Origin of the sequence: Microvirga zambiensis WSM3693 (genome assembly GCF_016735695.1) — a bacterium.
Lineage (GTDB): Bacteria > Pseudomonadota > Alphaproteobacteria > Rhizobiales > Beijerinckiaceae > Microvirga > Microvirga zambiensis.
On sequence record NZ_JAERQD010000001.1, the window covers coordinates 1 to 15,204 of the forward strand.

Below are 15,204 nucleotides of genomic sequence, written 5' to 3' on the forward strand. Positions count from 1 at the left end.
CCGCCTCGCTGATGGAGCGCATGGAGAACGAGGGCATCGTCGGACCCGCAAACCACGCCGGCAAACGCGAGATTCTGCTCGAAACGCAGGGAGACGATTAAGGGGCGAGCATCGTTATTCGCTGACCCGGCGGGCCACGCGAGTGAAAACCGGGTCCACTTTTCCGCACGATGCGCTAATCGGAACCTTGACCTGCCTGCGGCTCTTCTGCGTCATGGACAATGGCCAGGCTGCGGTCATCATGGCTTTCCCGCGGAGATTCGTCCGGATGCGTCCCCTCTCCCTCGCCAGCTTGGCAACCGCCCTGTCCTTCGGGGCAGGCGCTCTGCCAGCCATGGGGCAGACGCTTCCGATCGAGCTGATCATGCCGCCGTCGCGGTCGGTGGCGGCGCAGCGCTTCAGTCGTTCCGCCTCTTCGCTCCCGACGGCGTTCTTCCATCGCGGACCGATGCCGGCCTCACCGCCCCGTCCGGTTATTCCCCGGCCCGCGAATGCGGAACAGGTTCTGGCCGTCACCACGCCGCTGCCGCCGAGCAGGCCCCCGGCGGCCGAGATGCAGGAAGATTTCGACAACGAGCCCATGGCGATCGCGCCCTTCGCGACGGCGGCGGTCGAGCTCGCTCCTCCGGCGCGGCCCCTGTCCAACAGCGCCGTGGTGGAGAAGGCCAATGCCTATTTCACCCATCTCAACACCCTGGTGGCCGACTTCAGCCAGGTCGGGGGCGACGGGCGGCGGGTGAAAGGAACACTCTTTCTCCAGCGCCCCGGCAAGGTGCGTTTCGAATACGACCCGCCCTCCAACCTGCAGGTGATCGCCGACGGCCGCTCGGTCGCCGTGCGCGACCGCAAGCTCGCCACGCAGGATCTCTATTCGATCTCGCAGACGCCGCTGAAGTTCCTGCTGCGCGAGCGGGTCAATCTCGGCCAGGACATCCGAATCACCGGCATCACCAATGACGGCGATTCGGTGCGCATCCATCTGCAGGATTCCTCGACGCTGGGCGGCACCTCGCGCATCACCCTCTATTTCGATCCGCAGGTTGAGATCCTGAGCCAGTGGCGCATCGTCGACGCACAGGGCTTCCAGACGATGGTGATGCTCGACAAGATCGAACGCGGACGGCGGATCGACCAGGACATGTTCAAGATCCAGTACGAGGCGATCCTCGGCGGGAACAATTAAATCTGTATTTAGTCAATGCTGAAGCGGAGACAACAGCCTGAGCCCTCATCCTGAGGAGGCCGTCAGGCCGTCTCGAAGGACGAGGGCGTCTCCAGCGCCCTCGTCCTTCGAGACGCAGCTGCGCTGCTCCTCAGGATGAGGTTGGGAAAGCCGCAGAGGTCGGAAGCGTGCCCTTCCCTCCGGCGCAAATCTGTCGTAGCCGAAGGGATCTTCCGAGGGCTTCTCCCGTGCAATTGACGATCTCGACCTGGAACATCAATTCCGTTCGCCTGCGCCTCGACCAGGTGGGCCGCTTCCTGAAGGAGCGCCGTCCCGACATCCTGTGCCTGCAGGAGACCAAATGCCCGAACGACAAGCTGCCCCTCAAGGAGCTGCAGGCCTTCGGCTATCCCTTCGTCGTCCATATGGGCCAGAAGGGCTATAACGGCGTCGCCATCCTCTCCCGCTATCCCTTCGCCGAGACCGGCGTGATGGAGATGTGCGGCCGCCAGGATGCGCGCCACATCACCGTCACCTTGAGCCGCGAGGCCAAGGCGGCGGCGGGGCTGACGATCCATAATTTCTATGTGCCCGCAGGCGGCGACATTCCCGATCCCGGCCTCAACGAGAAATTCAGGCACAAGCTCGATTTCATGGCCGAGATGCGCTCCTGGGGCGGCAAGGCGAAGCCCACCTCCGCGCCTGCCATCCTCGTGGGCGATCTCAACGTGGCGCCGCTCGAGCACGACGTCTGGAGCCACAAGCAGCTTCTCGACGTGGTGAGCCATACGCCGGTCGAAACCGCGGCCCTGGAGGAGCTGCGCCAGGAGGCGGAATGGATCGACGCGATGCGCATCCTCCGTCCCGAGCCGGAAAAGATCTATTCCTGGTGGAGCTACCGCTCGCCGGACTGGGCGGCCGCCGACAAGGGCCGCCGGCTCGACCATATCTGGCTCTCCAAAGGCATGCAGGACACCCTTCGCTCCATGGACGTCACCCGCGACACCCGCAGCTGGGACCGTCCCTCCGACCACGCGCCCGTGACGGCGGTGCTGGAGCTGTAACGCCCGCAAGCCAGCGGCAAGCTTAGCTGCCTAAGGAACCGTTTCCTTTCCAAAAGACGGTGCCTTGGGGGGCAAGCGGATGATTCTCAAACTGCGTTCGATCAAAAGCCGGGTCCTGCTGCTGGCGGGCCTAGGCTTCGTCGGGGCCTGCACGATCCTGACCTTCGCAGGCACGACGATCATGATGAGCTCCGCCCGGAGCGAGGCGGTCGTCGCCGCCGAAACCCTGCTCAACCAGTACAAGGGACAGGTCCAGGCCGAGATCGGACGCGCGATCTCGGCAGCCATGGTGATGAATTCCGCCGTCGAGGCGGTGATCTTCGACCAGAAGGTCGACCGCGACGAGCTCGCCGAGATCGTCGCCAAGACCGTCGAGAGCCAGCCCAATCTGCTCGGCATGACGCTGGCCTTCGAGCCGAACGCCCTCGACGGGCACGACAAGGATTTCCTCGCCCATACCTATTCCGACCCGACCGGCCGCTTCGCGCCCTATTTCTTCTGGCGCCAGGACCGTAAGGTCGGCGTCGAGCCGCTCGACCTGTCGAAGACGCAGGCCATCGCGAACTGGTACACCAAGCCCCTGCGCGACAACCGCAGCCAGATCGTTCCGGCCTATACCTATGCCATCGAGGGGAAAGAGGTGCTGATGTCGACCGTGAGCGTGGTCGTGCGCCGCTACGGCACGCCGGTCGGCGTGATCACGGCCGATATGAGCCTGAACGCGATCGCCGAAACCATCGCGGCGCTCAAGCCCTTCGGGGCGGGCACGGCGAGCCTCGTCGGCGCCGGCGGCTTGTGGGTCGCCAACAGGGATGCGCAGCTTCTCGGCAGGCGCGCCGAGGATTCCCTGCTCGCCGGGTTGAAGGAAAAAGCCGCATCGGCCGGCTTCGCCGACACCGTGATCGAGGATGCCGGCGTCGAGACCTATCGCGCGGTCGTCCCGGTGACCTTCCCCGGCATCGAGGAGCCCTGGCTCCTCGCCGTCTCGATCCCCGTCGACGCCATGATCGACGGGGCGCTGGACGCCCGCAACCTGATGCTGCTGACGGCGATGGGACTGCTGGTGCTCGCCCTCGCCGGTGCCTGGTGGGCCGCCCGCTCGCTCGCAACCCCGATCGCACGCATGACGCAGACCATGAAGGCGCTCGCCCATGGCGATACGGGCGTTGCCGTCACCGATACCGGCCGCGCCGACGAGATCGGCGCCATGGCCGGCGCGGTGCAGATCTTCAAGGATGCGCTGATCGCCAAGCGCGACGCGGACGAGGCCGCGGCGGTGGAGGCCGACGCGAAGATGCGCCGCGCTCAAGTGCTCGACCGGCTGACGAAGCAGTTCGAGGCCAATGTCTCGGTGCTCACCAACGGGTTGTCCACCGCGGCTTCGCGCATGGAAGGCACCGCCCGCTCGATGACCGCCGTGGCGGACCAGACCACGAGCCAGTCGGTGACGGTCGCCTCCGCGGCCGAGCAGACCTCCGCCAATGTGCAGACGGTGGCCGCGGCGACGGAGGAGCTCTCGATCTCCATCCGCGAGATCGCGTCCCAGGTCGGCCAGTCCTCGCGCATCGCCGAGCAGGCCGTGACGGAGGCGCAGCGCACCACCGCGACCGTGCAGGCGCTCGCCGCCTCGGCCGAGCGCATCGGCGACGTGATCCAGCTCATCAACAACATCGCGTCGCAGACCAACCTGCTCGCGCTCAACGCCACCATCGAGGCGGCCCGCGCGGGCGAGGCCGGCAAGGGCTTCGCGGTCGTGGCAAGCGAGGTGAAGAACCTCGCGAGCCAGACCTCGAAGGCGACGGAAGAGATCTCCGCACAGATCGGCGGCGTGCAGCAGGCGACGGTCGAGGCGGTGCACGCCATCGAGACCATCGCCCGCACCATCGGCGAGATGTCCCAGATCTCGGTGTCGATCTCCGCCGCCATGGAGGAGCAGGGCGCCGCCACCTCCGAGATCTCGCGCAACGTGCAGGAGGCCGCGCGCGGCACGGAAGCGGTCACGGGCAACATCAACGACGTGCGTCAGGGCGCCGGCGAGACCGGCACGGCAGCGGCGCAGGTGCTCGCCTCGGCACAGGAACTCGCCCGCCATTCCGAAACCCTCGGCGCGGAGGTCGGCTCGTTCCTGTCGGGGGTCAAGGCCGCCTAACAACGGAGCGGGCCTCAGGAAGGCCGGCTCGAAATTCTCCGACCTCATCCTGAGGAGCCGCTGAAAGCGGCGTCTCGAAGGAGGTTTCAGAGAGCACTGGAGACGCCCTCGTCCTTCGAGACGGACCTTACGGTCCTCCTCAGGATGAGGGCTACGGGGGCGCATCCTTCAGGAACCAGCCTCTAACCTTCGGGCTCGCTCTCGCCGTCGATGGCGATGAGCTGCTGGCGCACCCGTTCCAGCCCCTCGCTAAGGCGGACGAGCTCCTCGGCCATCGCCTCCCGGATCGCCTCGGCGGCGTCCGGGAATTCCTCCAGCACCCGGCGCATGAGGCTCGGGCTGACGCGGATGATCGTCGACGGTTCGCGGGCCGTGGCCGTGGCACGGCGCTCGATGCGGGCGAACAGGGCTGCCTGTCCGATGAGCGCCCCGGGGCCGGCGAGAAACGTCTCGGGCGAGCCGTCCTCCAGCGCATCGAGGGCGATGGCGCCGCGGCTCACCACATAGCCTCCGTCCGAGCGGTCGCCCTTGCGGAACAGGACATCGCCCTCGCGAAAAGTCCGGTTCTCCGAGGCGAAGGCGACGAGGCGCAGGGCATCCTTCTCCAGCAGGCCGAACAGGGGCGCCTGGCTCAAAATCGCGATGTCGTCGTCGAGCGCCATGATGGTGTTTTAGGGGATCAGCTTGTAGCCGCCGGGCTCGGTCACGAGGATGCTGGCATTGGACGGGTCGGATTCGATCTTCTGACGCAGACGGTAGATATGCGTCTCGAGGGTGTGGGTGGTCACATTCGAATTGTAGCCCCAGACCTCGGTGAGCAGGGTGTCGCGGCCCACCACCGCCTGGCCCGCGCGGTAGAGATAGCGCAGGATCGCCGTTTCCTTCTCGGTCAGCTTGAGCTTGGAGCCCTTTTCCGTGGTGAGCAGCTTCGAGCCCGGGCGGAAGATGTAGGGCCCGATCTGGAACACCGCATCCTCGCTCGCCTCGTATTGGCGCAGCTGCGCGCGGATGCGGGCGAGCAGGACCGCGAATTTGAAGGGCTTGACCACATAATCGTTGGCGCCGGCCTCCAGGCCCATCACGGTGTCGCTGTCCGAGCCTTGAGCGGTGAGCATGATGATCGGGCTGCGGAAGCCGTTCTGCCGCATGACCTTGACCGCTTCGCGCCCGTCCATGTCGGGCAGGCCCACATCCATGATGGCGAGATCGATCCGGTCGCCCTTCACCGCCTCGATGGCGCCGTTGGCCGTCTCGGCGGTTGCGACCTGGAACTCGTCATAGAAACCGAGCTGTTCGGCCAGGGTGTCGCGCAGGTCCTGATCGTCATCGACGACGAGGAGGCGGCTTGCATTCGACATCTCAAACCCTTCAACACGATGAATCGCAAAAGTCGCTGGCGCGGCCTTCCGGAAGCGGGAACCCCAGATACTAAAAACCTCTTGGGTCTCAAGCTGGTTCGTCCGCCCCTTGTCGCCGCGCACGATCCGGGTCGAAAATCGCGGCCTGGCATGACGCCGGCGCGAGCCTTGAGCTTCGGATCATGCTCGAGGCATAAGAGTAGTCATTCCCAGCTTGACAACAAGAGGGGCATCACGTCCCTTCCACTGCCCATGAAACCGTCTCGCGTCAATGTCATCCGCGTCTTCCGCTCACCCCTCGACCACCGGCGCGGGCGGCTGGAAGCCGGCAACCTCGTGCTGCCCTGCGCACTCGGGCGCTCCGGGACGAGCCGCGCCAAGCGCGAGGGCGACGGCGCCTCGCCGGTCGGGCGCTTCCGGATCCTGCAGGGCTTCTACCGGGCCGACCACGGCCCCCGGCCCCGGACGGGCTTGGTCCTCAAGCCGATTAGGCCCCATGACGGCTGGTCCGACGACATGCGGGATCGCCGCTACAACCGCCTCGTCCCCCTGCCCTGCCCCACCAGCCACGAAAAGATGTGGCGGGACGACCATCTCTATGACGTGGTGCTCGACATCGCCTGGAACCGCGGCCCGATCGTCAAAGGCCGCGGCAGCGCCATCTTCCTGCACCTCGCCCGCCCCGGCTTCTCGGCGACGGAAGGTTGCGTGGCGATAGAGAAACGCATGATCCGCCGCCTCATGGAGCGGATCGGGCCGGACACGCGGATCGAGATCGTGGGGTGACACCCCGTCGTGATGGCCATCATCGAGTTCGATCCGGGATTGACGCCCTTTCACGTCATGGCCGCGCGTGTCCCGGCCATCCCGATCCGAAGAGCACGGCGCTTCAGACAATCGGGATCACCGGCACGAGGCCGGTGATGACGTAGGTGGGTATGATGGCCGGCACTACGCACCAACCACACTCTCGTAAAACACCTCCGGCCCGTCGATCTCGCGCAACCTTCCCTTCTCGATGAGCAGAAACCGCGTGCCGATGGCTTTGACGAAGCTGCGGTCGTGAGAGACGACGATGCAGGTCGCCTCGTTGTCGAGAATCTCCGCTTCGAGCTGCTCGCGGCCGGGGATGTCCACGTGGTTGGTGGGCTCGTCCATGAGATAGAAATTCGGCTCGGACAGGCGCAGGGCCAGAAGCCCGAGCCGCGCCTTCTGGCCCGGCGAGAGTTTTGCGATGGGCAAGCCCTGTTTCTCGATGGGAAAGCCCGCCTCCGCCAGCACCGCGCGGCTGCGCTGATCGCCGAGTCGGAAGCCTGACAGGATGAAGTCGTGCGCGGTGCCTTTTTCCGGCAATTGCCGCATGTCCTGATCCACGAAGCCGAGCGCGAGGCTCGGGCTCACGCGGATGCCGTCGCATCCCTCCGGCGTCACCATCGCATTGTGCAGCAGGCGCACGAACTGCGACTTGCCGGCACCGTTGCGGCCGAGCACGATGATGCGATCTCCTTGCGCGATTTCTAGCTTCGGGATTGCAAAGAGCCTGCGTCCGTCCGGTGACAGGACAGTAACGTTGTCGAGCGCCACGAGCACGCGCGCGTGGGTGCCGCGGTTGCCGAGCCTGATCTCGCCCGGCCGTTCCCTGTGCACGGCGCGAGCAGCCTGTTCCAGCGCATCGGCGCGGCGTTTGATCTGTGCCGATTTCACCTGCGCCGCATCGCTGCCGCTGTTGATGCCGACATTGCGCAGTTCCGAGGCGCTCTGGCGCAGGCGCTTGACCTCGCGCAGAGTTTTTTCGCGCTGCGTCTGCGCAGCTGAATCGTGCGCGTCGAGCAGGTCACGGGCACGGCGATAAGGATGCGCGAAAGAGATCGATTCCTCCGGCCGCAGGAACAGCGTTTTCGTGGTGCAGGCGTCGAGGAAATCGCGGTCGTGGCTCGCCACGACGATGGGCGCCGTGTAGCCCGCCACGCCGACCCAGGCCTCGAGCTTGAACAGCTTTTCGAGATCGAGATGGTTGGTGGGCTCGTCGAGCAGCAGCAGATCCGGCTGCGTGATCCAGGCGCGTGCGATCAGCGCCAAACGCTGCCAGCCGCCGCTGAGCGCGCGCATCGGAAGCATGCGCAGTTCGGCCGGCGTCTCGAACTCGTCGAGCACCATGTCGACGCGCCATTGCTGGCTGTCCCGCTCGTCACTGGGAAGTGCGTCGAGCAGAACGTCGTGCAGCATCACGTCGAGCAGGTTTTGGGGAACATCCTGCTCGACGAGCGCGACGCGCAGACCGCGCGAGCGGACGATATCGCCATGCGTCGGCTCCATGAAGCCGGCGAGGCATTTCAGAAGGGTCGATTTTCCGGCGCCGTTGGCGGCGACGAGACCGATGCGGTCGCCCTCGCCGATGACGAGGTCGAGGTTTTTGAACAGGGGCGTGTGGGCGATAACGCCGACATTGCGAAGGCTCAAGGAGGCCATGAGGATCTCACTGGTGCGGCGCGCAGGCAAAGGCTGCGCGCTAAAAAGTCTGGAACGTGTCATGCGCGACCGATCCTTGTGGATCACAGGCGCGATAAGCCGTTCAGAGCTGACCAGGATGAGATGAAAGCAGGCGGAGCATTTTCAGCAAAAGTGGAAACCGGTTTTGCTTTAAGAAAATGCGGCAATAAAAACCTGCCGTCAGATCCGTTCGATGGCCGGCCCTGCAACAAGCTGCTGCAGGGCATTCCAGGGGCCGAACATGCGTAGATGCACCGCTTCGCACATGCAGCCCTCCTTCGGTTCGATGTGGATCGCTGCGCAAGAATTAACCGGAAAGCACTGTCGATGCAACGTCTCCCGCCGCACGGCGCTTGATGAAATCGACGAAAGCGCGCAGCGGCGCCGGCATATGCCGGCGGCTCGCGTAATAGATGAAGGGTCCGGAGAACGGCGGCAGCCACTCGTCCAGCACCGAGACCAGCGCGCCGCTTTTCACATGCGGCTCGACGAAGCCTGCGAAGGTGGCGATCAGCCCGAGCCCCTGGATAGCGGCGGCGATCTCGAGATCGATGCTGTTGGCGATCACGCGGGCATTCGGCGTGATCTTCACCACTTCGCCGTCGCGCTCGAATTCCCACGGATGCATCACACCGCTGGCAAAGCGATGGCGGATGCAGGCGTGATTGAGAATGTCCTTCGGATGTAAGGGCCTTCCATGCGCTTCGAAATAGGCCGGCGCGCCGACGACGGCGAAGCGCTGCACGCGCGGGCCGATGGGCACGGCGATCATGTCCTTCTCCAGCCGCTCGTCGTAGCGGATGCCGGCATCGAAGCCCGCCGCCAGCACGTCGACGAAGCTGTCCTCCGTGGTCACCTCCAGAGCGATGCCCGGATGAGCGGAGAGAAACGGCCCGAGGATTGGCGGCAGCACCAGCCGCGCCACGGCGGTCGGCACATTGAGGCGCAGGGTCCCGCTTGGCGAATCGCGAAAGCCGTTGACCGCATCGAGCGCGGCGGCGACTTCGCCGAGCGCCGGGCTCAGCCGTTCCAGCAGCCGCTCACCCGCCTCCGTCGGCGTGACGCTGCGGGTGGTGCGGTTGAGAAGCCGCACCCCGAGCCGCGCTTCCAGGCGACGCAGGGCCTCGCTCAGGGACGAGGCCGAAACCCCGCGCAGGCGGGCGACGCTGCGGAAGCTCCGCGCCCGCGCCACCGCCGCGAAGGCTTCGAGATCGGCGAGATCGACATCGCGCATTGTTCGAAAACCCAAACAGCCTGTTTCGTTTATGCCGGATTATCGCACGAACCGGAAGCGGGCATGATCCGTTCATGCCAGCGAACGCGCCGGCCGAGATTTTCAGGAGACCATCGATGCACTATCGCCAATTGGGACAAACCGGCCCCGAAGTGTCCGCCTTCGGCCTCGGCTGCATGGGCATGTCGGGCATGTACGGACCGGCGGATCGGGCCGAGAGCATCGCCACCATCCATGCGGCGCTGGAGGCCGGCATCACCCTGCTCGACACGGGCGACTTTTATGGCATGGGCCATAATGAAATACTGATCGGCGAGGCGCTGCAGGGCCGCGACCGCGACCGGGCGATCCTGAGCGTGAAATTCGGCGCCATGCGTGAGCCGTCCGGCGCCTGGCTCGGCTACGATGCGAGGCCCCAAGCCGTCAAAAGCTTCCTCGCCTACACCCTGCAGCGCCTGCGGGTCGATCACATCGACATCTACCGCCCGGCAAGGCTCGATCCGAACGTGCCGATCGAGGACACGATCGGCGCCATCGCCGACATGGTGAAGGCGGGCTATGTGGGCCATATCGGCCTTTCGGAGGTCGGCGCCGACACCATCCGCCGCGCAGCCGCCGTGCATCCGATCTGCGATCTGCAGATCGAGTATTCCCTGATCTCGCGCGGCATCGAGGACAGCATCCTGCCCGCCTGCCGCGAGCTCGGCATCGGCATCACCGCCTATGGCGTGCTCTCCCGCGGGCTGATCAGCGGCCATTGGCAGAAGGGCTCCCAGGGCCAGGGCGATTTCCGCCAGCACAGCCCGCGCTTTCAGGACGGCAACGTGGAGAAGAACCTCGCCCTCGTCGAAGGCCTCAGGTCCCTGGCGGACAGTAAGGGCGTCAGCGTCGCCCAGAACGCCATCGCCTGGGTTGCGGCGCAGGGCGAGGACATCATCCCCCTCATCGGCGCCCGCCGCCGCGACCGGCTCGCCGAAGCCCTCGGCGCCCTCGACGTGACGCTGACGAAGGAGGATCTTGTGACCATCGAGCGGATCGTTCCAAAGGGCGTCGCCGCCGGTGAGCGTTATCCATCGGCGCAGATGGGCATGCTGGACAGCGAGCGGGGGTGAGGTGTGCCCCTTCGACGTCATCACCGGCTTTGTGCCGGTGATCTCGATTAGGAAAAGCGCAGCGCTTTAAGGGATCGAGATGGCCGGGACAAGCCCGGCCATGACGAATGCGAGGGATTTGCTATAACAGATCTCAATCGCCTCGCAGGACCTGCTTCATGCCTTCGCACGCCCTCCTTCGCATCGTCTTGAGTACCGGAATCGGCCTGTCGATTCTTCCAGATGCCGTCGCTCAGGATCTCGGCGCCTGGCGGGCGTTGACGGCCGAGGAGGAGAAAGCGCGCATCGGCGATACTCCGCAAAAAGATGCCGATCCGTCGACGATCGAGGCCGACTTCGATGGCGACAAGGCAAAGGACAAGGCCCTGATTGCCGTCAGAGCGACGGATGGGGCCCGCGGGCTCGTCGTCTCCCTCAAAAGCGGGCTTCACGTTCTGGTGCTGTCCGGGGAGAACAGGGACGGGACCGATGCGGACAAGTCGCCCCTGCTGGAAGCGGGAATCCGCGTGGCCAAACCCGGCCCCTGGAGGGCGAACTGCTTCGAGGATTGCGTGGCTCATCCGCCCAGGACCTTCGCGCTGAGGAATCCCGGCATCTTTTTCTACGACGATGGCTCGACCATGCTCTACTGGTGGGATGCGAAGAAGAAGCGGTTTACCAGTGCCCTGATGGTGCATTGACAGGCGCTGTCACGCCTTCGCCCGGCTCCCGAAGATCGCACTGCCGACCCGCACATGGGTGGCTCCCAGCTGGATCGCGGCATCGAAATCGGCGCTCATGCCCATGGAGAGGGTCTTGAGCCCATGCTTCCTGGCGAGCGTGTTGAGCAGGGCGAAATGCGGCGACGGCGGATCCTCCGCCGGCGGGATGCACATCAGGCCCTCGATCTCCAGGCCGTATTGGCTGCGGCAGGCATTCAGGAAGGCGTCGAGCTCGGACGGCGCGACGCCGCCCTTCTGCGGCTCCTCGCCGGTATTCACCTGCACCAGCAGGCGGGGCTTTTTCCCCTGCTTCGCGATCTCCTTGGCGAGCGCCTCGGCGAGCGACGGGCGGTCCAGCGTCTGGATCGCGTCGAAGAGCGCCACCGCCTCCTTCGCCTTGTTGGACTGGAGCGGGCCGATCAAGTGCAGCTCGACGCCGTCATAGCGCTCGCGCAAGGCAGGCCATTTCGCCTTTGCCTCCTGAACATAATTCTCGCCGAAGACCCGCTGGCCGGCCGCTAGAACCGGCTCGATCGCCTCCGCCGGAAAGGTCTTGGAGACCGCCACGAGGGTGATCGCGGACGGGTCGCGGTCATAGTCGGATGCGGAGCGCCGTATGCTCGCCTGCACCTGCCTCAAACCCTCGACTGCGTCGTTCTCGCTCATGGGACCCTCTCATGATCATCTCGCATGCGCGAAACCGTTGACCGCGCCGGAGAGCTGTGTCCTAGTCCGGCGCAACGTGGCGGCGCAAGCCGCTTGAATCTCCAGCATGACGGATAGCGAAGAAAAATGAGGCCCGAGCGCTACAACGCCAAGGAAGCCGAGCTGAAATGGCGGAAGGTCTGGAACGACCGCGACCTGTTCCGGACGAACAACGACGACCCGCGTCCGAAATACTACGTGCTCGAGATGTTCCCCTATCCGTCGGGGCGCATCCATATGGGCCACGTGCGCAACTACACCATGGGCGACGTGGTGGCGCGCTACAAGCGCGCCAAGGGCTTCAACGTGCTCCATCCCATGGGCTGGGACGCCTTCGGCATGCCGGCCGAGAACGCCGCGATGCAGAACAAGGTCCATCCGAAGGAGTGGACCTACGCCAACATCGCCACCATGCGCTCGCAGCTGCAATCCATGGGTCTCGCCATCGACTGGAGCCGCGAGATCGCGACCTGCGATCCGAGCTATTACAAGCACCAGCAGCGCTTGTTCCTCGACTTCCTGGAAGCAGGCCTCGTCGACCGCAAGACGGCGAAGGTGAACTGGGATCCGGTCGATCACACCGTGCTCGCCAATGAGCAGGTGATCGACGGCCGCGGCTGGCGCTCGGGCGCGCTCGTCGAGCAGCGCGAGCTGACCCAGTGGTTCCTGAAAATCACCGATTACGCGCAGGATCTCGACGACCGGCTCGACAGTCTCGACCGCTGGCCGGACAAGGTGCGCCTGATGCAGCGCAACTGGATCGGCCGCTCGGAGGGCCTGATGGTCCGCTTCGCCCTGAAGCCGGAAACGGTGCCGAACGGCGAGACCGAACTGCAGATCTACACCACGCGTCCCGACACCCTGTTCGGCGCCAAGTTCATGGCGGTTGCGCCCGATCATCCGCTGGCGAAGGCGGCTGCCGAGAAGAATCCCGAGCTCGCGGCCTTCATCGAGGAAGCCAAGCGCATGGGCACGGCGCAGGAGACCATCGACAAGGCGGAAAAGCTCGGCTTCGACACGGGCGTCCGCGCGGTGCATCCCTTCGACCCGGACTGGACGCTGCCCGTCTATGTGGCGAATTTCATCCTGATGGAATACGGCACCGGCGCCATCTTCGGCTGCCCGGCGCATGACCAGCGCGATCTCGACTTCGTCAACAAGTACGGCCTCGGCAACACGCCGGTGGTCTGCCCGCCGGACGTGGATCCCGCCAGCTTCGTGGTCACGGACGTTGCCTATGACGGCGACGGCCGGATGATCAATTCCCGCTTCCTCGACGGCATGACCATCGACGAGGCGAAGGAGGAGGTCGCGCGCCGCCTCGAGAGCGAAATCCGCGGCAACCGGGCCGTCGGCGAGCGCAAGGTGAATTTCCGCCTGCGCGACTGGGGCATCTCGCGCCAGCGCTACTGGGGCTGCCCGATCCCGATCATCCATTGCGATGAATGCGGCGTCGTGCCCGTGCCGAAGGACCAGCTGCCCGTGGTGCTGCCTGAGGACGTGTCCTTCGACGTGCCGGGCAACCCGCTCGACCGTCATGCGACCTGGAAGCATGTGGATTGCCCGCAATGCGGCGGCAAGGCCCGGCGCGAGACGGATACCATGGACACCTTCGTGGATTCGTCCTGGTATTTCGCCCGCTTCACCGATCCGACCCTGACGGACAAGCCGGTGGACCGCGCCACCGTCGACGCGTGGCTGCCGGTCGATCAGTATATCGGCGGCATCGAGCACGCGATCCTGCACCTGCTCTATTCGCGCTTCTTCACCCGCGCGATGGAGAAGACCGGCCATGCCGGCATCGACGAGCCTTTTGCGGGCCTGTTCACGCAAGGCATGGTGGTGCATGAGACCTACAGGGACGAGAGCGGCAACTGGGTGCTGCCCGCCGACGTGCGCTTCGAAACCGACGACGGCGTGCGAAAAGCCTTCCATGTGGAGACCGGCGCCCCGATCGAGATCGGCTCGATCGAGAAGATGTCGAAGTCGAAGAAGAACACGGTCGATCCGGACGAGATCATTGCCTCCTACGGCGCCGACACCGCGCGCTGGTTCATGCTCTCCGACTCGCCGCCTGAGCGCGACGTGATCTGGACCGAGGAAGGCGTGCAGGGCGCGGGCCGCTTCGTGCAGCGCGTGTGGCGTCTCGTCGGCGAGATCGCCGACCGCACGGCCGGCGCGGACGCGAGCATCGGCACCGGCCCCATCGCCACCGCCGTGCGCAAGGCCGCGCACAGGGCGCTCGCCGCCGTCGAGGACGATGTGGAGCGCCTGCGCTTCAACCGCTGCGTCGCCCAGCTCTACGAGCTCGCCAATGCCCTGCAGGATCTGGCGAACCAGGCCAAGAATGCGGACGAGCCGGGCCTGGGCGGGGCTTTTGCGGAAGCCGGACGCATCTTCGTGCAGCTCTTAGGCCCGATGATGCCGCATCTGGCCGAGGAATGCTGGGAGACGCTTCAGCAGCCCGGCCTCGTCGCCGATGCCGCCTGGCCGCAGCTCGACCGCTCGCTGCTCGTCGAGAACACGATCACCCTGCCGGTGCAGGTGAACGGCAAGAAGCGCGCCGACGTGACGGTTGCCCGCGATGCGGATCAGGTTACAGTCGAGGCGGCCGTGCTCGCCCTCGACGCCGTGCAGAAGGCGCTCGACGGGAAGCCCGCCCGCAAGATCATCGTCGTTCCCCAAAGGATCGTGAATGTCGTCGCTTAGTTTCAGGGTCCTTGCCCGCGTTGCAGTGGTGGCAGGCCTTTCTCTCGGCCTGTCCGCGTGCTTCCGGCCGCTCTACGGTCCGACCGCATCCGGCCAGTCGCTCCAGACGGTGCTCGCCGCCATCGACGTGCCGGAGGTGCAATGGCCGCCGGCGCTTGCGAATACGGGGCATTATCTGCGCAGCGAGATGATCTACGCCCTGAACGGTTCGGGATCTGACACGCCGAAGCGTTATGCCCTGAAGATGGTCTTGGCCCAGAGCCAGTCGAGCCCGGTGATCGATACCCAGATCGGCGCGCCGAGCTCGGTGATCCTCGGCGGCACGCTCACCTACACCCTGACAAGCCTCGACGGAAAGACCGTCGTGACCACGGGCGTAGCGACCTCCTCCGCCAGCTTCGACCGCTTCCCGCAGCGCTTCGCCAATATCCGTGCCAACCGCGATGCGGAGATCAGGCTCGCCAAGGATCTGGCGCAGCAGGTGCGCACCCGGCTGTCGGCGGTGCTCGCGAACAGCTGA

General features: G+C 65.5%; 15 protein-coding genes. 10 read left to right on the plus strand and 5 right to left on the minus strand.

Features of this window, described 5'->3' with window-relative positions; translation table 11 throughout:
* The 4 genes from JKL46_RS36780 to JKL46_RS00015 all read left to right on the plus strand — a co-directional run.
* Window positions 1-101 (plus strand): DNA translocase FtsK (locus JKL46_RS36780; protein WP_425493230.1); only part of this gene is annotated, 101 nt, incomplete at its 5' end.
* Window positions 102-268: 167 nt separating this feature from the next.
* Entirely contained in the window at window positions 269-1,183 is a 915-nt protein-coding gene (locus JKL46_RS00005; protein WP_246529070.1) for an outer-membrane lipoprotein carrier protein LolA, read from the plus strand.
* A 227-nt stretch (window positions 1,184-1,410) separates the two neighbouring features.
* Complete coding sequence (gene xth / locus JKL46_RS00010; RefSeq protein WP_201829023.1) at window positions 1,411-2,226, plus strand: exodeoxyribonuclease III; 816 nt, start codon at window positions 1,411-1,413, stop codon at window positions 2,224-2,226.
* Between the two features lie 79 nt (window positions 2,227-2,305).
* Complete coding sequence (locus tag JKL46_RS00015; protein WP_201829025.1) at window positions 2,306-4,375, plus strand: methyl-accepting chemotaxis protein; 2,070 nt, start codon at window positions 2,306-2,308, stop codon at window positions 4,373-4,375.
* 182 nt (window positions 4,376-4,557) lie between these two features.
* Here the strand turns inward: JKL46_RS00015 and JKL46_RS00020 are convergent, their stop codons facing one another.
* Complete coding sequence (locus JKL46_RS00020; RefSeq protein WP_201829027.1) at window positions 4,558-5,037, minus strand: cyclic nucleotide-binding domain-containing protein; 480 nt, start codon at window positions 5,035-5,037, stop codon at window positions 4,558-4,560.
* Between the two features lie 9 nt (window positions 5,038-5,046).
* Window positions 5,047-5,733, minus strand: coding sequence for a response regulator transcription factor (locus JKL46_RS00025; RefSeq protein ID WP_201829029.1), 687 nt, complete (start codon window positions 5,731-5,733; stop codon window positions 5,047-5,049).
* 252 nt (window positions 5,734-5,985) lie between these two features.
* Here JKL46_RS00025 and JKL46_RS00030 point away from each other — a divergent pair, with 252 nt between their 5' ends.
* Complete coding sequence (locus JKL46_RS00030) at window positions 5,986-6,519, plus strand: L,D-transpeptidase family protein (RefSeq protein WP_201829031.1); 534 nt, start codon at window positions 5,986-5,988, stop codon at window positions 6,517-6,519.
* Between the two features lie 165 nt (window positions 6,520-6,684).
* On the opposite strand, the gene JKL46_RS00035 is transcribed toward JKL46_RS00030, so the two are convergent.
* Entirely contained in the window at window positions 6,685-8,202 is a 1,518-nt protein-coding gene (locus tag JKL46_RS00035) for an ABC-F family ATP-binding cassette domain-containing protein (RefSeq protein ID WP_201829723.1), read from the minus strand.
* 123 nt (window positions 8,203-8,325) lie between these two features.
* Between JKL46_RS00035 and JKL46_RS00040 the strand changes: the two genes are divergently transcribed.
* Window positions 8,326-8,472, plus strand: coding sequence for a hypothetical protein (locus tag JKL46_RS00040; RefSeq protein WP_201829033.1), 147 nt, complete (start codon window positions 8,326-8,328; stop codon window positions 8,470-8,472).
* A 58-nt stretch (window positions 8,473-8,530) separates the two neighbouring features.
* Here JKL46_RS00040 and JKL46_RS00045 read toward each other — a convergent pair whose 3' ends face one another.
* The gene (locus tag JKL46_RS00045) at window positions 8,531-9,457 is read right to left on the minus strand and encodes a LysR family transcriptional regulator (RefSeq protein WP_201829035.1); all 927 of its coding nucleotides are present in this window, start codon (window positions 9,455-9,457) and stop codon (window positions 8,531-8,533) included.
* Between the two features lie 116 nt (window positions 9,458-9,573).
* On the opposite strand from JKL46_RS00045, the gene JKL46_RS00050 reads away from it, so the two are divergent.
* Entirely contained in the window at window positions 9,574-10,569 is a 996-nt protein-coding gene (locus tag JKL46_RS00050; protein WP_201829037.1) for an aldo/keto reductase, read from the plus strand.
* 158 nt (window positions 10,570-10,727) lie between these two features.
* Window positions 10,728-11,249 (plus strand): hypothetical protein, encoded by a 522-nt coding sequence (locus JKL46_RS00055; protein ID WP_201829039.1) that lies wholly within the window; start codon window positions 10,728-10,730, stop codon window positions 11,247-11,249.
* Window positions 11,250-11,258: 9 nt separating this feature from the next.
* Here the strand turns inward: JKL46_RS00055 and JKL46_RS00060 are convergent, their stop codons facing one another.
* Window positions 11,259-11,936, minus strand: a complete 678-nt coding sequence (locus tag JKL46_RS00060) for a YggS family pyridoxal phosphate-dependent enzyme (protein WP_201829041.1) — start codon at window positions 11,934-11,936, stop codon at window positions 11,259-11,261.
* 126 nt (window positions 11,937-12,062) lie between these two features.
* Between JKL46_RS00060 and leuS the strand changes: the two genes are divergently transcribed.
* Complete coding sequence (gene leuS / locus JKL46_RS00065) at window positions 12,063-14,684, plus strand: leucine--tRNA ligase (RefSeq protein ID WP_201829043.1); 2,622 nt, start codon at window positions 12,063-12,065, stop codon at window positions 14,682-14,684.
* Window positions 14,671-15,204: an LPS assembly lipoprotein LptE gene (gene lptE / locus JKL46_RS00070; RefSeq protein WP_201829045.1), complete on the plus strand. Its 534-nt coding sequence runs from the start codon at window positions 14,671-14,673 to the stop codon at window positions 15,202-15,204. The genes leuS and lptE overlap by 14 nt, the downstream gene beginning before the upstream one ends.